This window comes from Burkholderia sp. LK4 (assembly GCF_001043615.1).
Taxonomy (GTDB): domain Bacteria; phylum Pseudomonadota; class Gammaproteobacteria; order Burkholderiales; family Burkholderiaceae; genus Burkholderia; species Burkholderia cepacia.
Genome location: NZ_LDUL01000029.1, coordinates 108,192 through 128,132, shown reverse-complemented (window position 1 = coordinate 128,132; position 19,941 = coordinate 108,192). Strand labels below are relative to the sequence as shown.

Genomic DNA, 19,941 nt, shown 5'->3' with positions numbered 1-19,941 from the left:
GCAGGCTATGCGAGGTATGCGCGCGTTACGGCCGCCTGCATCCTGCGCGCGCAGCGTTGTGTTCGCCGCAAAAGCAATAAACGAGATAGAGATGAGCAAGCTACTGCAAAGCTACGAAATGAATGGCACGTTGCTGGCCAACCGTGTTCTCATGGCACCCATGACGAGGTCTCGGGCACGAGACACGGTGCCCGATGCAAGTACGGCACTGTACTATCGTCAGCGAGCCGGTGCCGGCCTGATCGTTACGGAAGGGTCGCAGATATCTGTCGAAGGAACCGGCTATCTCTTCACGCCGGGCATCCACACGCCCGAACAAGTCAAGGGGTGGCAGGCCGTCACCAAAGGCGTGCACGAGGAAGGCGGCAAGATTTTTATCCAGATTTGGCACGTCGGCCGCATTTCTCACATCAGCTTGCAGGAGAACGGTGCTGTACCAGTCTCCTCTGTGGCGGTTCCCGCCAAAGGCTATACGTGCTACGCGTACGATGAATCCGGTCAGCCAGGAGCTGTTCCCGTGAGTACGCCTCGGGCAATGAACAAGGAAGACATTGCGCGCGTCATCTCGGACTTCGTCACGGCCGCGCGGAATTCGATGGAAGCCGGATTCGATGGTATCGAAATTCATGCTGCCAATGGGTACATCTTTGAGCAGTTCATCAGTGCAAGTTGCAACACCCGTACTGACGAATACGGCGGTAGCACACTGAATCGCTTGCGGTTTGTCCTTGACGCGGTCGACGCGATGTCTGAGGCTATCGGCAGCAGTCGGGTCGGCATAAGATTGGCGCCATACGGTCGACTTCACGACATGCACAGCTTCGACGATGAGGAGAATACCTGGCTTACCCTGGCGGAAAAGCTCAGCGACAGAGAGCTGGCATATGTCCACCTCAGTGACCAAGAGTCCTTGTGCAACATTGACCCCACTGTGGCCGCGATTCCAAAAGATTTCATTCGGAAGTTCCGCAACGCATACAAGGGTACGTTGGTGATGACCGGCTCGCTGACGCAAGAGACCGCGGAGGAGCTTGTAAATTCAGGTGTTGCCGACCTGGTGGGGTTTGGCCGTCCGTTCATTTCGAACCCGGACTTGGTCGAACGCTTCAGGAACGGGTGGCCGCTGACGCCGTTCGACCACGCGGTGTTTTATGGTGGCGGGGACGAAGGATACATTGACTACCCCACCTACCTGGAAAGCGTAGACAACGAAATCAAAGCTGACTAGAGCAGTTCCCGGCAATAACAAGGTCAGATACTTGCTTGTCGAGTATCTGACCTTTTCGCTTCGGTTGCGATTACGGCATACTTAAAAATAAAGTCATCCACCATACGGCGTAAACTGATATTAGTCGCGCGAGATGCAGCGGGAACTGACAATACACACTACATGGTCGAGTTCAGGTTTGGACCAGCCGGGTGTTCTGTCGCGATATCAGCACTGAAAAGACCAATGCAAGTAGGAGGAGGCCGGCCGCTGCGGACAGGAATACAGGGTGAGCAGAAAACCGGTCGATGAGCCACGCTGCACAGAGCACACCCAGTGACTGGCCGAAGAAGAGAAAGCAGGAGAACAGAGACACAGCCGTGCCACGCGCAGTCGGTGCCATTTGTGTAGCGTGAGTTTGCAATGTGTTATGTAGAGCGTAAAAACCGAAGCCGGCCAGAAGACACGCCGGCAATGCGAGCGGCCAACCATGAAGCAAAGCGAGCATGCTGTACGACGCCGCAAGGCAGACACCGCCGAGTCTCGCTAGGTTGGATTCACCCAGATGTCGAACCAGAAAGCGCGCGCATCGGCTGTAGAGCAGGCCGCCAATTCCATACAGCGCCACGATGCCACCAGCCTTTGGCATCGGAATATTGAAGGTTGTATGCAAATAGCTCGGAATGAACGAGAGGGCGCTGAAAGCGAGAGCGCCTTCGATGAAGGTGACACCGAGAACTATCCGGGCCCAAGGAATCGAGAAGACCTCAAATGCTCGATGAATGAAGCCTTTCCTGAGTGTGGTGCGGCCAACTTGCCCGGCTCGCTCGGCGCGGCCGTCACGCATGATGAAGAGCCCGGCTATCAGAGAAATGGCTGCCAGCAATGCGAAGGAGACGCGCCAGTTGAATGCGTCTGCGACCAGTGCGCCCAACCATTGGCCGGCAATCATCCCGAGGACAGTTGCACCTAGCAACCGCGCGAGAATCTCCTGACGCCGGTCGTACGGCACCATGTCACCAATCCAGGCCATCGTCAGAGGGACGATTCCCGCGGCGGCAGCGCCGGAGAGAGCCCGAGCAACCACCATCTGATTCAGATGTACCGAGATGGCTGCACCGATGTTACCGACGGCACATGCCAATGTAGCAAGCGAGACGACACGGATTTTTCCGAACCGGTCACCCAAGGGGCCGAAGAATAGCTGCATGAAACCGTATGCGAGCGCAAACGCTGAAATCGATTGAGCAGCACGCCCCATGGTCACGTCAAATCCGGACTGCAGCGACGGCAGCAGCGAATCGCAAACTCTCATTGACGCCATGCTTGTAAAGCAACAGGTGCTTAGAAGCCATAGAGCTCTTTGTGACAATCTGCTTTCCATGCGTGTCCATCCAAAATTTGCGCTCGGACAAGAGGAACTTCCACCGGCACCAGGCGCGTGTGCCACCGGTTGCCTGCCAAGCCGATTGTTCGAGTGCGTCGCTCCCACGTAAATTATACATAAACAAACATATACGTACTCGTAGAATCGTGATGTGGTGTCGATATTCTGCGGAGTAGCGCGCGCCAGCTCCTTTGTTCCGCCCAGCTTCGACCCGAGGCCAAATAAACAAACGTTTGGCGCACAGGGGCCATCGAATATGTCGTGCTGAGTCGCGAAGGCGCTCTTTCCCTCTCATATATTGGCTGTAAGTCTGATGAAGACGGCTTCATCAAAGGACTTGAGACATATTAGAGATGAGGAGACGATGAAGATTCTCTGCCTGAACCCCATGCGCTCACTTGCCGCTGGGTTGTTGTTGGCCGCGGTGTCTGTTCCTGCAATGTCCGCCGAATCAGCTTTGGTCACCAAGCAGGCCGACATCAGCTCGATGTGCGGTACGAAGCCCATGGTTGTTGGCCTTTCCGACGGTTACGGGGGGAATACGTGGAGAAAGACGGCGGTTGCTGAGTTGAAGGACGAGGTCAGTCGTTGCAAGAACTTCAAGAAGTTCATGTACACGAACGCGAACGGTGACCAGCAAAAGGCAAACTCCGACATCAATAGTCTGGTCGCGCAAGGTGTGAACGTGCTGGTCGTATTTCCGGACTTTGGTGCAGCACAGATTCCTGCCATGCGAGCTGCGACGAAAGCGGGCGTAACCGTTGTTCCGTATCTGGCCAAGATTTCCGGTAATCCTGGCAAGGACTACGCGGCCAACGTGACCGAAGACGTTTACCGGATGGGGCAGGTCTGGGCCGATTGGTATGGCCACAATCTCAAGAAGGGAAACGTCGTGTTCCTTGGCGGCGCGCCGGGCGCAATGTCGTCTCAGATTTTCCTGGAAGGCTTCAAGACGCAGTTGTCCAAATACCCGGACCTGAAGCTCCTCGACAACAACTTCATCGTGACGAACTGGAACCCGCTTGATGCGCAGAAAGCCGTCTCCGGTCTCATCGCAAAATACCCGCGCATCGATGGCGTGGCGACGGACTACGGCGTCACGGCGCTTGCGACGGTAAAGGCGTTCGAACAGGCGCACCTCGCGATTCCGGCAATCGCGACGAACGCGAGTAACAACGAACTGAACTGCAAATATCTGGACATGAAGAAGTCCGGAAAAGCATTTCCGTACTTCTCGCTTGACGGAACCACTTCCGTCATCCGGTTTGCCGGCCGCCGCGGCGTTGCAGACTTCCAGGGAACCAGGAATGACGAGCCGTTAGCGGCGTTCCCGTTTCCCTATGCGGACAGTACCAAAGGCATGGACCCGAAGTGCGACCTTTCGGCTCCGCCGGACGCTGACTTTTCCTCAGCACTTTCTGCCGAGAAACTCAAGGCAGTTTTCCAGCAATAAACCTCTCGAATTGACGACAGTGACGTGTCCACTGACGTGTGGACGGCTTTCGCTGTCGTTGCTCCTGGTCAAGTCGGTTTCGCAGCACACCGAATCCGAAAGGTTGCAAGACAGAAATCGCACTGTGCAAGACGCAGGCGACGTTAGAAAAATGGAGGCATGAAATGACTGACTACATCATTATCGGCGCTGGTTCTGCCGGCGCCGTGTTGGCAAACCGGCTGACTGCTGATCCCAGTGTCAATGTGACCCTGCTTGAAGCCGGTGGTTGGGACAAGAGCCCGTTCATCCATATGCCCGCCGGATACTTCCGGTTGATGCAGACGGGCCAGTTGGACTGGGGCTATCACACCGTGCCCCAAAAGCACATGAACAATCGCGAGATGTTCATTCCGCGCGCGCGAAGCATTGGAGGTTGCACGACAGTCAACGGCATGATTTATACGCGCGGCGACCGTACCGATTATGACGGGTGGCGTGAGCTCGGTAACGAAGGATGGGGATACGAGGACATCCTGCCGTACTTCAAAAAGTCCGAGACGTGGGCAGGTGGCGAAACAGACGTGCACGGCGGAAGCGGCCCACTCAAGACCAGCCGATTCGGCATCCATAACCCGATCGCCGTTGCCTTTGTCGAAGCAGGCAAGCAGGCTGGCTACCAGTACAACGATGACTTGAACGGCGGCAATCAGGAGGGCTTCGGCCCCTGTGATAGCACGCTAGCAGATGGCGTACGCTCGAGTGTTGGGCGATGCTACATCGCGCCCATTCGCGGCCGAAAAAACCTTACCGTTATCACAGATGCGATTGCCTCGCGAATTCTCTTCGATGGCGACCGTGCCGTTGGTGTCGAGTATCTGGTTGGAAAGAAACCGAAGAAGCTCCACGCGTCGCAGGAAGTCATCCTGTGCGGCGGCGCATTCAATTCGCCGCATCTGCTCCAGATTTCCGGCATCGGCGACCCGGTACATCTGCAGTCCATTGGCGTGCCGGTCGTTCATGCGCTGTCAGGTGTCGGAAAAAATCTGCAGGACCATGTGGGATGTGGACTCAAGCAGCGCATTACACAACCGCTTTCGCTGCTGAAGCACTTGAACATTCTCAATTCGGCATCTGCAGTTGCAAAGTACATGGCAACGAAAACCGGCCCCGCAGCCTACCATGGTGTCGAGGCCCTCGCATTCGTCAAGACTCGACCGGAAGTCGTAGCACCTGACGTCCAGTTCCACCTCAACATGATCATGTACGAGGACCATGGCCGCAAGATTTTCTATGAAGAAGGCATCATGCCTTACTTCAATATTTCGCGTCCGCAGAGCCGCGGTACGGTAATGGCACGGTCGAGCGATCCATTCGCGTTGCCGAGCATTGATCCGAACTTCTTCTCGGTCCCGGACGATATCCGAGTGATGCGCGACGGCCTGCGTATCGCGCGCGAGCTGATGAGCCAGAAGGCGTTTGACCCGTACCGTGGGGAAGAGTTTGGTCCAGGCACAGGTGTTACCTCTGACAAGGACTTGGACGAATACCTGAAGAACAAGAGCGAAAGCGTCTATCACCCGGTCGGTACTTGCAAGATGGGCTTGGACGACGATGCCGTTGTTGACGCACGTCTGCGTGTGCGGGGCTTGCGCGGCCTCCGCGTGGTCGATGCGTCCATCATGCCGAACCTTACCAGCGGCAATACGAACGCGCCGACCATCATGATTGCGGAGAAGGCTGCGGACATGATTCTTTACGATGCCGCAGCTCGCGGTGCTGTCGCCGGCACTACGCAAGACCAGCATGCCGAGCAACTGGGTATCTGACGTACTCGTTCGAGGCAGCCTCTTCGACGAATCCGTATGCGTCAGATGGAAGAGGTTGCCCCGCTATTGCTTGGTAATGTTTCAATCAACCGTCACAGGGAAGAGTGATGACATCTTCAATCGCGGTTTTTGACAGTTCCGCTCGAATCTCGCAGCCAACGAAGCAGTTTCTGGCGAAAAAGCATTGCCTCTTTATTGGTGGCGAATGGGTCAATGCGTCGTCCGGCGGGACGCGCGACGTGCTCGACCCTGCAACAGGCGCCACGATTTCGGCGATGGCAAACGGTGACGCGAAAGACATCGACCTCGCAGTCAAGGCAGCTCGTGACGCGTTCGAGCATGGCGAATGGCGACGCATGCCGACAAGCGAACGCGCGAAAATCATCTGGAAAATCGGTGCGCTCATTGATGACAATGCGGAGGAGCTTGCCGAATTGGAAGTGCTGGACGAAGGCTCTCCGTACAACGTCGTCAAGAACTTCTATGTGCGTCTGAGCGCCGAGCATTTCCGCTACTACTCTGGCTGGGCGACCAAAATTGGTGGAAGTACGGTCCCGGTCAACATGCTGGGCGAATGGCACGCGTATACCGTGCGCGAACCGATTGGTGTCGTTGGCCAGATCATTCCGTGGAATGTGCCGTTGCTGATGGCCGCCTGGAAGCTTGCGCCCGCTCTCGCTTCGGGTTGCACAATCGTGCTCAAACCGGCCGAAGATACACCGTTGGCCGCGCTGCGTCTCGCCGAGCTGTGTCAGCAGGCGGGTTTGCCACCGGGTGTGCTCAACGTGGTAACGGGCGATGGTACGGCAGGCGCGGCGCTTGTCGAGCATCCGGACGTTGACAAGGTCGCGTTCACGGGGAGCACCGATACCGGGAAAGCCATCGTGCGTGCTGCTGCCGGTAACCTCAAGCGGGTGACACTCGAGCTTGGCGGCAAGAGCCCCGTGTTCGTCTTCCCGGATGCCGACCTCAAGCGCGCGATTCCGGGTGTAGCGGAGGCCGTGCTGCTCAACAGCGGGCAAGCCTGCACGGCAGGTTCCCGGCTCTATATCCACGAAGATATTTACGACAAGGTTGTTGCAGGTGTCGCCGAATACGCAGAATCGCTCAGGTTGGGGCACGGCCTCGACCCGGCGACTAACCTTGGGCCGTTGATTTCGGACCGCCAATTGACGCGAGTGTCGAAAATCCTTCAGGAGGGTATTGACGAAGGTGCGAAGGTATTCGCTGGAGGCGGGCGACCCGACGGCGCAGGTTTTTTCCTCCGGCCGACTGTCCTTACCGATGTTCAGCCCGGTATGACCATCTATCAGCAGGAAATCTTTGGGCCGGTTATTTCGGCCATGAAGATGAGTGGCAATAATCTAGACGCACTCGTGCGCGAGGCCAACAACACGACCTACGGCCTTGCCGCCAGTGTCTGGACGCGAGACATCAGCATGGCTCACAAGCTGGCCTCGAGGATTCGCGCGGGTGTGGTGTGGGTCAATAACCATAATCAGACAGACGCGGCGCTGCCGTTCGGCGGCTACAAGCAGTCGGGTTGGGGGCGAGAGATGGGCCTCAATGGTATTGAAGCCTACACCGAACTCAAGTCGGTGGGCGTCTATCTCAGCGACTAGCGGCACACAGAGGCTCCCCCTCACTGCTTCGTACCCGGACTGTCACCGAGTGTTGAGGCGTGATGGGGGGCATAGTCGCCTTATACTCGAATGGACTCAACAGCAGGGGGCAGAGAATGGACGGACTATCCAATAAGACTATCGTGGTAACCGGCGGTGCTGGCGGTATTGGGCTGGCGACGGTTCGCCATCTCGCGCGAGCGGGGAGCAGGGTCATCATTGCTGACATTCTCGACAGCAATGGGGCATGTCTCGCCACGGAAGTAGACGCCGGGCGACGCATGGTTCACTTCATGCCGGTTGATGTTGCCAGTGTCGCGTCATTGATGCTGCTTGCTGATGAGGTGGTGCGCCGTCACGGTGGCGTTGACGGTGTTGTTGCCAACGCGGGTATCGTGGCACTGTCCGAATCGTTTGATTATGACGAGGTGTCCTGACGTAGACCGATGTCCGTCAACCTCGACGGGGCATTCTTCACTGCGCAGTCATTTGCACGACATATGCGCGAGCGAGGTGGGAGCATCGTCTTGATTTCATCAATCGCCGGTCGGTCTGTCGTACATCCTGAGAAGTGTGCCGCATACGGCGCGACCAAAGCAGCGGTCGAGCATCTTGCTGCGTTGCTTGGCGTCGAATGGGCAACATATGGCATACGCGTCAATGCAGTCGGCCCCGGTCGCACCGAGACGCCGATGATTGAGCGCATTGCCAAGGAGTCGCCGGAAATGGTTGCCGAATGGATGTCGCAGGTACCTATCGGCCGACTGATTCGTCCGGAGGAAGTCGCAAACGCGGTTGCATCCTTCTTGTCAGACTTATCAAGCGGGTGCACAGGTACGACGTTGATGGTCGACGGTGGATACGATAAGACCTGAAAGCGGAGCCTCGTCCGGTGCCGTTCTTCTGCGACATGCTTATAGCATCCCGCATCGCTGGATGCCATTTTTCTTTGGCTCGCGCTTTCGCGCAGGCTATTGCTTCTTGATGTGGAGGCGTGGCATCACGCACCCGAAGTTTTATGCAGGATACTGGCCTAGTGCCGTCACTGGATGTTCACGCAGCGCGTCGCTTGATGAGTGTGTGCGGAGCAATTCCATAGGTCTTCTTGAATGCCCTGCTGAAGTGCGAGAAGTCACTGAATCCGCAGGCGATGGCGACATCGGCGATATGTTGGGAACGTCCTTCAGTGAGCGAGCTATGGCTTGCCTCGAGCCGCTTCTGCCACAACCAACGAGCAGCTGTCGTACCATGCGCGGCGAAGATCCGGTTGAGCGTGCGACGCGACACACCTATTGCGTTTGAAACCTTTTCAACATCCAGTTCCGAATCACCCAGATTCGCTTCGATGTAGCGTTTGGCGTGTTGAAGCACGTCTTCGTGGCGCTCGAGCGCTCCTTTCAAGCCACGAAACTCCGTTTCGACCGAGGCGGCGAAGATATCGATGACGGAAGCAGCCAGCTTGGATGCGGCACATGGTTCAAGCTCAGCATCAATGTCCGCTGCGCCGCGGATAACAGCGCCTGCAAGCGCACCCATTGTGGATTTTCCCTCGAGTGCAATAGCTGTTAGGCGCTCGGCATCGGTTAAACGACACAGCATCTGCTTGCGCGGAATTTTCAGCAGAATGATTCGATAGTCAGATGAGAAGCTGTACTTGAAGGCGCGAGCCGTATCGTACAGCACGATGTCGCCAACGTTTTGAGTCGTTTGGCGCCCACTCTGTTCGAGAGAAGCTGTGCCCTGGACCAACAGGCTCGCCAGGAATTCGTCACTCGGCGTGCGACTGAGGTCGCTCGTGGTCCGTACGTACTGCAGTCCCGGCGCAGCGACGTCGCCTACGCCGATGATGCCCAGCGGTTTCTGGACGACTCGAGCACGGAATATCTCGTCACCGTTGTCGAATGTCGGCAGGTCGACGTGGCAGTAGAGACGGCAGATGACGTCGTGGTAATAGGCCAGTCGTTCGCGGGCCAATACACCAGACGTGTCGAACTGTTCAATCATATCTTGGCGCATCCGTGAGAGTCCCTCGACAATCTATGCTGATAATCTTGTACATATACAAAGTAGATTGAAAGGGTTAAATTTCATATGCGAACAAACCCGCACGCCGTTGTATCGAAGAGGTTGCTTAAAAGTGTGCGTCCGGCGCGCCGGCGCGACAGGAACGACCCGACACCGCGCTCAAATAAAACAGTCGAATCCCTGGCGGGAGGGGCTTGCTGGCGACGTGGAAGGCCCATTGCCGTCGGCGGCCTGGCGCATCTGGTCCAGTAAATCTGTCGTGCTGAGTCGCGAACGGTCAAATCAGGTCCCATATATTGATTGCAAAGAGACTAGACGCCAGCGTGAGCCGCGTCTGTCCCACATACACAAGGAGACAAAAGCGCGACCGCTCGTAAGCTTCGATGGCGACGTGCGTCCTATCGCACGCATGCGATGGAGAGTCGAGCCCCTTCGGCTGTCTACCAGCAGCGACGATTGCAACCACGTCGGGCATTGCAAGTCGCCGTCCGTCTTCCAATTGAAACAGTAGCCGTCAGCAATCGTCCGCGTCGGAGGCCGAGTTTCGACACAAGACTCCGTAGAAGATCTGCGCGCAAGCTGCACCGTGCCAACCGCTTCACCCGTTGGCAGGTATGCGCACGGTTCCGGAAGCCTACAACGTTTACTCGATAAGGAGACAGGCATGGAAAGGTCGCAGTTCACGCATGAGCAGCGTCTCGCGCGCCTCGAAGACATCGAGGCGATCAAATATCTCAAGGCCCAGTATGCCGAACATCTGGATAACGGCTACGACCCTGAAGGAGTCGCTTCACTTTTTGTCGAAGACAGCCTCTGGGTAATCAAGGGTGTAGGTGGTGAAGCGAGGGGAAGGGAGGAAATCAAGCAGCACTGTCGCAACCTGTCCAAAAACATCAGATGGGCGTTGCACAACATTGTCTCACCTGCTGTCGATGTGGACGAAGAGGACAAGCGTGCGACAGCGACATTCTATCTTGTGTGTTTCGTGACAATGGCTGGCAGCGAACAATCCCCGCAGGGCGAAGCCATTTTTATCGCCGGAAAATACAAGGACAGGCTCGTCAAAACCGACGGCAAATGGTACTCCAGGAAATCACGGGCGTGGTTCAGCAGTCATCGCCGTGGACGGATGGATGGGTGGAAAACCCATTCGTCAAGGAAAGCTGGTGAATGACCGAAACAGGAGCATTGTTCCGATCAATACGAGTAGGTTTCCTAAGCAATATGAGGTTGGTGTGGAGGTGATGGTTGAAGCGACTGAAATTTGTTCGAAGCGAACGAAGGAAAATGTGATGAGCCCGCTACTGACGAGTTACGACATGAGTGGTATCGAGTTGGCAAACCGCGTTGTGATGGCGCCGATGACGCGTTGTCGCGCAAAGAGCGGGGTGCCGGACGCGCAGACGGTTCTCTACTACCGTCAACGCGCAGGGGCCGGACTGATTATCAGCGAAGGCTCGCAGATTTCTCTTGAAGGCACCGGATATCTGTATACGCCTGGCATCTATACGCCTGAACAGATAGCTGGATGGAAGCAGGTGACGGAGTCCGTGCACGAAGACGGGGGGAAGATGTTCGTCCAGCTATGGCATGTGGGCCGTATGTCTCATGTCAGTTTGCAGCCGGACGGCGCGCCCCCTGTTTCGTCTGTCGCGGTTGCCGCGAATAACAGCAACTGCTATGCGTACAACGAAAACGGCGAGCCTGGTCCGATTCAGGCGAGTGTGCCGCGCGCACTCGAGACCAGCGAAATTGCCCGAATTACGGCGGACTTCGTAACTGCGGCTGTTCGAGCGATGAGCGCTGGTTTCGACGGTGTCGAAATCCATGGGGCGAACGGTTACATCTTCGACCAGTTCGCAAATGGCGCACTCAACACGCGAAAGGACCCGTATGGTGGAAGCACGGAGAACCGACTTCGTTTCACGCTCGAGACGGTTGATGCAATCGCAACCGAAATCGGTAGTGCAAGGGTGGGTATCCGTTTGTCACCGTTTGGCCGGCTCTATGATATGCAACCCTTCGAGGACGAGGAGAACACTTGGCTGACGCTCGCGCACGAGTTGGGCAAGCGAAACCTCGCTTACGTGCACCTCAGTGACCAGACTGCTTTTATCGGTGTCGGAATTGGTAGGGAATTCCTCGGAAAATTTCGCGATGCGTACAACGGCACGCTGATTCTGACGGGTGCGCTCGACCAGGACGCCGGCGAAGAACTGATCGAACTTGGACTGACGGACCTGGCTGGGTACGGACGTCCGTTTGTATCGAATCCTGACCTCGTCGAACGATTTCGCAACGACTGGCCTTTGAGCCCGGTCGATATGCCGACGCTCTACACCGGCGATGCGCAAGGGTACGCCGACTATCCCACGTATGCAGAACTGCGCGAATCGACTTCCGTTGATTCGATTTGACGCGTCAATTCCATAAAAAATGCTTCGCAGCACACGAAGGTCTGGGTCCGAGAGATGGCCGTACGCATTTTCCGGGGCCAGGCGTGACGCACGTGCAGCCGCATCACAAAACATTCAGTAGGGGCAGGAGACGAAAATGGAAAGGAAGATAGCGCTGCAGGTCGACCACGTGACGAAGGTCTTCCCGGGCGTCAAGGCACTGGACGATGTGACGTTCGAAGTCGCCGTTGGCGAAGTACATGGTTTGGTGGGTGAGAACGGCGCGGGTAAATCGACGCTTATGGCTGTTGCTTCCGGGGCGCTCGTCCCAGAACACGGGCGAGTCGTAATCAATGGCGTCGAGACGAAGGGCGATACCGAGAAGGCACGAGCGCTCGGTCTTGCAATCGTTCGTCAGGAGCCCGCACTGATGCCGGATTTGACCGTCGCGGAGAATCTGTATCTCGGGGTATCGGAAGCCCAGCGACCGTCACTGATGCGAACCACATTGTGGGCGCAACGTCTGCTCGAGCAATGGAGCGATGACGTTGCCATTGACGCGTCCGAACGTGTTGTCAGTTTGAATCCGGAACAGCGCTTCATTGTCGAAATCGTCAAGGCGCTCGCCACAAAGCCGAGGGTATTGGTTCTTGACGAGCCAACGGAACACCTGCTCGCAGAGGACGTTGAGCGGTTGTTTGAGCGTATCAGGAAGGTGACGGCTGAGGGCTGCGCTGTTGTTTACATTTCGCATCGGATTCGCGAGGTACAGCAAATTGCCGACCGGCTCACCGTACTTCGAGATGGTCAGGGGCAAGGAACTTACGATGCTTCGAATCTGAGCGAACAACAAATCGTCGAGCTCATCGTCGGTGGTGCGCTTGATCGCGAGTTCCCGCCAAAGGCGAATGGACGTCGAGCGGAAATCGTTCTGGACGTAGTCGCGTTGAGAGGTACAGGATTCTCTGATGTTTCGCTTCAGGTCAAGAGGGGGGAAATCGTCGGACTTGCCGGTATCGACGGAAACGGTCAACGTGAGTTCATGCGCGCGTTGGCCGGGTTGAATAGATGCCGTGGAAGCGTCACGGTCAATGGTACGAGCGCGTCCCTGAAGCAGTCTCAGGCAGCAACTCGAAGTGATATCAGATATCTGCCGGGTGACAGGCACCGGGAGGGCATATTTGGCGACCTCTCAGTGCGCGAGAATTTCTCGCTTCGCAGCCTGTCGTTCGATACGGTGAGTGGAATTGTGCGTCCGAAGAGCGAAGGGCGCCGTGCGAGGGAGGCGGTGTCGAGCTTTGCTGTCAAGACGCCAACCATCGAGACACCTATTCGCTCGTTGTCGGGTGGCAATCAACAAAAGCTGGTGCTTTCCAGCGTGCTTGCCAGCAAACCCAAAGTATTGCTCGTGGACGAACCGACACAGGGCGTGGATATCGGGGCGCGGATGGAAATCTACAAGGTACTGCGGGAGGCGGCCGCAGCTGGTACCGCAGTCATCGTTGTATCGTCGGATGCTCTCGAGGTCGCCGGCTTGTGTGACCGCGTTCTGATTTTCTCGCGTGGCCACATTGTAAAAGAGCTACGCGATGACGCAGTGAGCGAAAGCAACATCACATCTGCGGTTCTTACCGCGACTACGGAGCGCGAACGGGGGGCAGCCAGCATCTCGTCCTTCTGGAAATGGGCGGCTGGGGACTGGGCACCGCTCGTGATGCTAGCCCTCGTAATATGCGTGCTCGGAATTTATGCTGCGCACGTGAACGAGACTTACCTTTCCGCGCGCAACCTCACCGGAATGCTCGCGCTCGTTGCCACATTGGCCATCGTTTCATATGGGCAACAGGCACTGATGCTCGTTGGCGGCATTGACCTGTCCGTTGGGCCACTGATGGGACTGATGGTGGTCATCCAGTCATTCTTCTTGAACGATGGTGCAACCCTCGGTCATCAACTGGAGGGATGGGTGATTGTCTTCGTTGTCGCGCTAGGCGTTGGGCTTATCAACTGGCTGCTTGTGGACCCATTCCGTCTCCATCCGATGGTGGCGACTCTTGCTACGTACATGGCACTTCAAGCGGTCTCGTTGCTGTTGCGCCCTATACCGGGCGGGCTCATCGCAGACTCGATTGTCGACGGAATTGGCGCACAACTCGGTTTCGTACCCTTCATTGCGATTCTTGCCGCTGTTATCGCGCTTGCCCTCGAATTCGGACTTTTCCGCTCAAGGCTTGGTCTTGCGTTTCGAGGAGTCGGGTCGCGTGCTGAGGCAGCACGCATGGCTGGGGTACGCCCTCATCTGACCTTGCTGACTGCTTATGTCGGTTGCTCGCTGTTGGCTGCTGTCGCTGCAGTACCAATGATGGCGCAAGTCGGTTCGGGCGACCCAAGTGCAGGCACTAACTATACGCTTGCCAGCGTCGCGGCTGTGGTTATCGGCGGTGCAAGCCTTTTCGGCGGCCGTGGTTCCTTTATTGGGGCATTGCTTGGCGCGTTGCTCATTACGCAGGTGAACGTCGTCACCTCATTCCTTGACCTCGGTGACTCCTGGCAGTCGTACCTGCTGGGCGGGATGATTCTCGCGTCGGTGGCCCTTTATTCCAAGAGCAGAGAAATGGCGGTGGCAAAATGAGAAATGTATCGACCCAGAATCGTGCAGAGGCGGTTCCGCATCTTCCTCGACCGTCGGCACCGGTACCGCGTCCAAAGGCGATTCCGGCCGTGGGTGAATTCTCATGGATTTGGATTGGACTGGTTCTTCTATTTGCAATCAGTGCAATGGTGGCGCCCGGGACGATGACCCGTGGTTCCATCCTGGCAATGCTGCCGTTCGCGGGGATTCTTGCCATTGTGGCGACAGGCCAGACGCTGGTCATTCAACAGCGCGGCCTCGACATGTCGGCAATTGGCATGGTGTCTCTCGCCGGCGTTCTGATGGCTCGGACAGGTTTCGCGTTCGATTCAATCATCCTTGCGGCAATCTTCACGGTTTGTGTCGGTGTGGTCGTGGGGATGCTGAATGGCGCATTGGTCTCGCGACTGGCGATTACACCGTTAGTGGCGACTCTTGCTGTGAATGCGCTGCTGATTGGTGCAGTCCGTTCGCTCACGGGCAACGTTCCGGTGAATGTGCCTCCCGTCATGCAAACCATTTCACATGCACAGTTTTTGGGTATGCCGGCAAACGTACTGTTTGCGGTGGTGTTTGTGGCCACAGCGTGGGTCATCACGCGCAAGACTGCTATAGGGCGCCGATTTGTGGCAGTTGGCGTCAACCCGCGTGCAGCGGATGCAGCTGGTGTACGTGTGCTCAAGTATCAGATTGGCGCCTACGTCGCCTCTGCCGTATGTTTTTCCGCGGCCGGTATGTTGCTTGCAGGATTTATCGGAAGCGCTTCTCAATCGTCGGGAAACGATTATTTGATGCCGGCGATTGCGGCGGTAGTCGTGGGCGGTACGCCATTCACGGGCGGTAGGGGAAGTGTCATCGCCAGTGCCGTCGCTGCATTGTTCATGGCACAGCTGGGGCAGATGGTGCTCGCGCTCGGTGCAGGAACGTCGGTGCAGCTACTCGTACAGGCGTGTGCCATCCTGCTGGCGACCACCGTACGATATCTGCCGACGGCACTTCTCACCTTCCGAACTATTAAGAGCTGAGAGAAAGAGCACGCCCCATCTCTTCCACGGGAACTGGCTGTATATCGAGGGCGTGCCATAAATATATGACGTTGTGTTAGCGAGTTGATTGCACCGTCCCGATAGAGGGCGGGATGCAATTATTGGAGATTTTTACGTTAAGGATAACGAAATGTATAAAAGGATGATTTTGAGCGCCCTGTTGTCCGTCGGAGTTTGTAGCGCTCATGCGCAGAGCAGTCTCACGCTTTACGGTCGTGTTGCGTCGGGGCTTGACTTCGTCACGAATGTAGCGACCCCAGATGGCCAATCAAAGAACAATTATCGTTTCGGCAGCAACCAGTACGGTATTAGTTGGTGGGGCCTGACTGGCAAGGAAGACCTTGGAGGAGGCTTTCACGCGGAATTCAAACTTGAGAGCATGTTCACCGCAGGAACGGGGCAGTTGCCCGGACAAAGTTTGTTCAATCGATACGCATACGTGGGGCTTGGCAAGGACGACTGGGGAAGCTTGTGGGCAGGTCAGGTAATGAGTCTTACCGATGAGACGGGATATTATCTCGACCCATTCGGAGAGCAGGTAACCGGCATCGCGAACTTCGCCAAGGGCCGGGCATGGGGTTCACGCTCAAATACCGTCACCTACAACTCGCCGAAATGGGCTGGTTTTTCTTTCCGTCTGCAGAATGGCTTCGGGAACCAGGCTGGAAATTTCCGCGGGGGACGGCAGTTCAGCGGAAGCGCTACCTACTCCCTGGGCGGTTTCAACGCGTACGGAGTCTATGAAGAAATCCGTGACGCGAACGGAAAATTCTCGGACCCGTACGCGGCATCGCGCGAATACATGATTGGTGGCACGTATCAATTTGGAGCGCTGAAGTTCTACACTGGCTATCAGGCGCTTGTCTCTTCCGGTCGCGATACCGTCTCAACTGCCGACAATCCGAAGGGAGTTACGCGAAACGAACAGGAGTGGTTGGGTGCAACCTATCAGGTCAACCCTGCGCTGACTTTCCAGGCGGGCTGGTACCACGGCAACGCGAACCATGGCGGTGGCAGCGGGAACCTCGGGGTCATCGGTACCACGTACAACCTGTCGAAGCGCACCTTCCTGTATGCGACGTTCGGTGCCATGTTTAACGGTAAAAACTCGAACTTCCCGGTCGAAACTGCCGATTCCTTGCCGTTGCCTGGTCACAACCAGCAGGGCGGCTACTTCGGCATGATGCACTACTTCTAAGTGAAACGGAGCTGGAGCCCTTTTGCGGATGTGAGGGCCGTCTGCTGGACTCCGGCGCTGAGGTGTGTCAGCCCGACGGGTGAGGTGCGTCAGACTAGGTAGAAACGAGAATTATATATATGAGAATCGATGCGCTAATATGTAATTAACGAGGGCGGGCGTGCAGTAGTGTAGCTACCTTCCGAGTGTTGTGGTGGCTAACCAGATGATGTGATGGTTTTCATCAGGCGTGGCTCCGCATGGAAAACAACTGCGCTGTGGAGTTCTCTGATGACAACGCCGAGTTCGGTCCGCACGGCCCCAGTATCGACAAGTCAGTTCCCTGTCGACGCCGAGGATAACCGCCTTTTTCGCAAGGTGACGCTGCGAATCATTCCCTTTTTGTTCTGCTGTTACGTTGTTGCGATTTTGGACCGCAATAATATTGGCTTCGCACAGCTGCAGATGAAGCATGACCTGTCGTTGACGGATGCGATGTACAGTTTGGGGGCGGTTTTTTTCTTCTGTGGATATGTGCTGTTCGAAGTGCCTAGTAACATGCTGCTGCACAGATTCGGTGCGAGGAAGACCTTCGCGCGCATCATGCTCTTGTGGGGCGCGGCTTCGGTACTGATGGTGTTTGTTTCCAACACCACGCAATTCTTCATTCTTCGGTTTCTGTTGGGGGTATTTGAGGCGGGCTTCTTTCCGGGGATTGTCTTCTACCTGACATTCTGGTTTCCCGCGCGTCGTCGCGCCGGTGCGCTTTCAGTTTTCTACGCTGGTGTGGCTGTTGCTGGTGTGCTGGGCGGACTCGTATCTGGCTGGATTATGCGGGGCATGGATGGCGTTGTTGGTGTTCGCGGCTGGCAATGGATGCTCGCGATTGAGGGGGCTCCAGCTATTGTCCTCGGTGTCATTGCCTACTTCTACCTTAAAGACAATCCGTCGGTGGCATCGTGGCTTTCGTCAGTCGAAAAGCGCCGATTGGCAGACGTGTTGGGGCGCGAAAGCAAGTCGAGCGAACATAGTCACTCATTGCTCTCGGCGCTGGGCAATCCATATGTGTACCTGTTCGCCTTCGTGTACTTCTGTTTGACGTCGGCCATTCTCCTGCTGCTCTTCTGGATGCCCACGATGATTAAGGAATTTGGGGTTCAAGATATCGTACAAATCAGCCTGTACTCGGCGATTCCAAATGCTATCGGAGCAATTGGCGTCATTGTTATTGCCCGTCACTCGGACCGTTGTAATGAGCGAAAGTGGCACTTCATCGTGTGTGCTGTCGGAGCTGCAATCGCGCTCTCGTTGTTGACGTCACACAGCGTCGGATTTGCCGTCTCGATGGCGCTGCTGACGATTGCCGCAGTGCTCGTGTATGCTGCGCACCCGATATTTTGGTCGGTTCCAGCTACATTCTTTCGCGGTCCGAATGCAGCGGCAAGTATCGCCTTGGTGAGCAGTATCGGTGTGTCGAGCGGCACAATCACACCGTATATCATCGGTCTCATCAAGACCTACACAGGTAGTATGGCGGCCGCCTTCTATTTCATTGCGATTATGCTGGCGATTGCCTGTGCAGCCATGGGATATGCGCTGCGCTTTGAGCGGACGCGCAGAACGCAGGAGGCGTGAGCGGTTCGAGTTGAAAAAAACAGTGGGCTCTGTTGTTCAGAGCCCACTGTTGCACGCTGCGGTAGTGCCCTGCGCTCGCCCAGTCAATCTGACGCTATCACGCTTCGCCATCAACCGATAAGGACTAACTTTTCGCCGGAGCGTCCGTGCGTTGCGCCTGAACGCGACGCTCTGCAGCCTGAATATTTTCCGGATAGTGTGCCCAGTCCTGCGGCGAGTATCCAGCGTGATGGAGCGACTCTAACTCTGAAGCGACCTGTGCACGCGTGAGATGCGTCGATTGCTCGTCGGCAAAGCTGGTGATGCTAACGGCGCCGGCAATGGCGGCCACAAGAAATTGAATTTTCATCGAGAGGTCCTATAGGTCTGGCGTTAAGGACGATAGGTTTCGCCCTGCACATTCCAACTATAGGGCTGCCGGAAGTAGGTATAAACCCTTGGTATGAGAATTCACTGTTTGGCATGGACGAATAGTGGCAAGCACTATCGCTACCAGCGCACGAATCCGAGTTATCGGCAGGCGACCGCGTACAGTTTCCGGTTCGTACGTCGTCAGCACCTCGTGGTGTCGACGACGGGACAGGATTACTTCACGACAAGCGGGTCGATGAGGTAAGCAGCTGCGCGAGTCGACATGGAGTATATCGCCTGATGAAATGCACCGTCAGCTTCGAACGCAGCATGGGCCTGAGCGATGTTATCGAACCACATGGCTGCAAGCACGCTCGGCGAGACAGGCTCTGACCAAAGCCGTTCCCGCCTAGCCGTTCGGGACGTCCAGTTGAACGACATCCTTGCGGGTCTGGACTGAGCAGCATTGGCAGCATTAAGGGCTTCTCTGAAGGTTTCTCTATCCGCCGAACTCTTCAAGGCGGCGGCGATGAGGACTTTTACCCCTATCGGGTCGTTATGCTTGTCATCCTGTTCAACGACACAAAGGCTCCATCCACGCAGGAAGTTTGGTTCATCCTCCGGAATGTATCTACTCCCGACCGCTGAGCTTTGTGCGACGCTCATTACCTCGTCGCTTTCGAAACAGAGCTCGACTACTCCGTCGACCTGAAAGCAGCCTTCGCTGTCGGCATGTTGCCAGAGGGTTTTTTCAACCCTGTTCTGCGTGTAGCTCGTGATGCCATCCATGCAAAGGGCGAGCCTGGCATGGCAACCGGCCCAATATGCGCGGAAATCACTGATTGCCGTCCCTTCTTTGCGAGACAGCAATGTCATTCGCTTAATCATTTCATCTCCTGAGTGGTAGTGAGGCTTGGTAACGCGACGAGGCTCGCCGCGGCTCTGCAAGAGGTACAGCTGGCCGAGGTGGCCATCCTGCACCGGCAGATGTGCCTGGCAAGTCTGTTCCGATGGACCGGAGGCGGAGGCTCGCCTATTCCTCGAGCGACGTCCCTCCCCGTCACTCGGCTATCGCTAGGGATTGTACCTACGCAAATGAATGTGCGTATATATAATCATAGCGTATCATTCAAACACGTCCCATGGAAACGGGAATGACTTATGAGGGTGTGCCAACCGGTGGCACGCCTTGCACTGGGAGA

Annotated in this window: 14 protein-coding genes and 1 pseudogene; 11 read left to right on the top strand and 4 right to left on the bottom strand. The window is 56.3% G+C overall.

The window, feature by feature from the left end:
• The first annotated feature begins 91 nt into the window (after positions 1-91).
• Positions 92-1,228 (top strand): alkene reductase, encoded by a 1,137-nt coding sequence (locus VK92_RS15510; protein WP_048028090.1) that lies wholly within the window; start codon positions 92-94, stop codon positions 1,226-1,228.
• Between the two features lie 172 nt (positions 1,229-1,400).
• On the opposite strand, the gene VK92_RS15505 is transcribed toward VK92_RS15510, so the two are convergent.
• Positions 1,401-2,591 (bottom strand): MFS transporter, encoded by a 1,191-nt coding sequence (locus VK92_RS15505; protein WP_048028088.1) that lies wholly within the window; start codon positions 2,589-2,591, stop codon positions 1,401-1,403.
• A 367-nt stretch (positions 2,592-2,958) separates the two neighbouring features.
• Here VK92_RS15505 and VK92_RS15500 point away from each other — a divergent pair, with 367 nt between their 5' ends.
• The 4 genes and pseudogenes from VK92_RS15500 (at position 2,959) to VK92_RS42945 (ending at position 8,352) form a co-directional block, all read left to right on the top strand.
• Complete coding sequence (locus VK92_RS15500) at positions 2,959-4,047, top strand: substrate-binding domain-containing protein (protein ID WP_048028229.1); 1,089 nt, start codon at positions 2,959-2,961, stop codon at positions 4,045-4,047.
• A 164-nt stretch (positions 4,048-4,211) separates the two neighbouring features.
• A complete protein-coding gene (locus VK92_RS15495; protein ID WP_048028086.1) occupies positions 4,212-5,855 on the top strand; it encodes a GMC family oxidoreductase in 1,644 nt (547 codons plus the stop codon).
• A gap of 107 nt (positions 5,856-5,962) precedes the next feature.
• Positions 5,963-7,477, top strand: a complete 1,515-nt coding sequence (locus VK92_RS15490) for an aldehyde dehydrogenase family protein (RefSeq protein WP_048028084.1) — start codon at positions 5,963-5,965, stop codon at positions 7,475-7,477.
• Between the two features lie 62 nt (positions 7,478-7,539).
• Positions 7,540-8,352 (top strand): annotated as a pseudogene (locus VK92_RS42945) (SDR family NAD(P)-dependent oxidoreductase).
• Positions 8,353-8,530: 178 nt separating this feature from the next.
• Here the strand turns inward: VK92_RS42945 and VK92_RS15480 are convergent.
• Entirely contained in the window at positions 8,531-9,481 is a 951-nt protein-coding gene (locus tag VK92_RS15480; protein WP_165589116.1) for a helix-turn-helix domain-containing protein, read from the bottom strand.
• Between the two features lie 685 nt (positions 9,482-10,166).
• On the opposite strand from VK92_RS15480, the gene VK92_RS40080 reads away from it, so the two are divergent.
• From VK92_RS40080 to VK92_RS15450, 6 genes are all read left to right on the top strand, one after another.
• Positions 10,167-10,676, top strand: coding sequence for a nuclear transport factor 2 family protein (locus VK92_RS40080; protein ID WP_231616449.1), 510 nt, complete (start codon positions 10,167-10,169; stop codon positions 10,674-10,676).
• A 118-nt stretch (positions 10,677-10,794) separates the two neighbouring features.
• A complete protein-coding gene (locus VK92_RS15470) occupies positions 10,795-11,919 on the top strand; it encodes an alkene reductase (protein WP_048028080.1) in 1,125 nt (374 codons plus the stop codon).
• A gap of 136 nt (positions 11,920-12,055) precedes the next feature.
• Positions 12,056-14,530, top strand: coding sequence for an ATP-binding cassette domain-containing protein (locus VK92_RS15465; protein WP_048028079.1), 2,475 nt, complete (start codon positions 12,056-12,058; stop codon positions 14,528-14,530).
• An 89-nt stretch (positions 14,531-14,619) separates the two neighbouring features.
• On the top strand, positions 14,620-15,555 hold the full coding sequence (locus VK92_RS15460; protein WP_231616448.1) for an ABC transporter permease: 936 nt from the start codon (positions 14,620-14,622) through the stop codon (positions 15,553-15,555).
• Between the two features lie 151 nt (positions 15,556-15,706).
• Complete coding sequence (locus tag VK92_RS15455; RefSeq protein ID WP_048028076.1) at positions 15,707-16,774, top strand: porin; 1,068 nt, start codon at positions 15,707-15,709, stop codon at positions 16,772-16,774.
• A 270-nt stretch (positions 16,775-17,044) separates the two neighbouring features.
• Positions 17,045-18,388 carry an MFS transporter gene (locus VK92_RS15450; protein ID WP_048028225.1) on the top strand — a complete coding sequence of 448 codons (1,344 nt, stop codon included), beginning with the start codon at positions 17,045-17,047 and terminating at the stop codon, positions 18,386-18,388.
• A 124-nt stretch (positions 18,389-18,512) separates the two neighbouring features.
• Here VK92_RS15450 and VK92_RS40075 read toward each other — a convergent pair whose 3' ends face one another.
• Both VK92_RS40075 and VK92_RS15445 read right to left on the bottom strand, forming a co-directional pair.
• A complete protein-coding gene (locus VK92_RS40075; protein ID WP_082163789.1) occupies positions 18,513-18,737 on the bottom strand; it encodes a DUF4148 domain-containing protein in 225 nt (74 codons plus the stop codon).
• A gap of 236 nt (positions 18,738-18,973) precedes the next feature.
• Complete coding sequence (locus VK92_RS15445) at positions 18,974-19,627, bottom strand: EthD domain-containing protein (protein ID WP_131723250.1); 654 nt, start codon at positions 19,625-19,627, stop codon at positions 18,974-18,976.
• Positions 19,628-19,941: the final 314 nt, after the last annotated feature.

Bases quoted from the DNA above. Each gene is read 5' to 3' on its own strand.
- VK92_RS15510 (WP_048028090.1), top strand. From the start codon at position 92: ATGAGCAAGCTACTGCAAAGCTACGAAATGAATGGCACGTTGCTGGCC.
- VK92_RS15505 (WP_048028088.1), bottom strand. From the start codon at position 2,591: ATGGAAAGCAGATTGTCACAAAGAGCTCTATGGCTTCTAAGCACCTGT.
- VK92_RS15500 (WP_048028229.1), top strand. From the start codon at position 2,959: ATGAAGATTCTCTGCCTGAACCCCATGCGCTCACTTGCCGCTGGGTTG.
- VK92_RS15495 (WP_048028086.1), top strand. From the start codon at position 4,212: ATGACTGACTACATCATTATCGGCGCTGGTTCTGCCGGCGCCGTGTTG.
- VK92_RS15490 (WP_048028084.1), top strand. From the start codon at position 5,963: ATGACATCTTCAATCGCGGTTTTTGACAGTTCCGCTCGAATCTCGCAG.
- VK92_RS15480 (WP_165589116.1), bottom strand. From the start codon at position 9,481: ATGATTGAACAGTTCGACACGTCTGGTGTATTGGCCCGCGAACGACTG.
- VK92_RS40080 (WP_231616449.1), top strand. From the start codon at position 10,167: ATGGAAAGGTCGCAGTTCACGCATGAGCAGCGTCTCGCGCGCCTCGAA.
- VK92_RS15470 (WP_048028080.1), top strand. From the start codon at position 10,795: ATGAGCCCGCTACTGACGAGTTACGACATGAGTGGTATCGAGTTGGCA.
- VK92_RS15465 (WP_048028079.1), top strand. From the start codon at position 12,056: ATGGAAAGGAAGATAGCGCTGCAGGTCGACCACGTGACGAAGGTCTTC.
- VK92_RS15455 (WP_048028076.1), top strand. From the start codon at position 15,707: ATGTATAAAAGGATGATTTTGAGCGCCCTGTTGTCCGTCGGAGTTTGT.
- VK92_RS15450 (WP_048028225.1), top strand. From the start codon at position 17,045: ATGACAACGCCGAGTTCGGTCCGCACGGCCCCAGTATCGACAAGTCAG.
- VK92_RS40075 (WP_082163789.1), bottom strand. From the start codon at position 18,737: ATGAAAATTCAATTTCTTGTGGCCGCCATTGCCGGCGCCGTTAGCATC.
- VK92_RS15445 (WP_131723250.1), bottom strand. From the start codon at position 19,627: ATGATTAAGCGAATGACATTGCTGTCTCGCAAAGAAGGGACGGCAATC.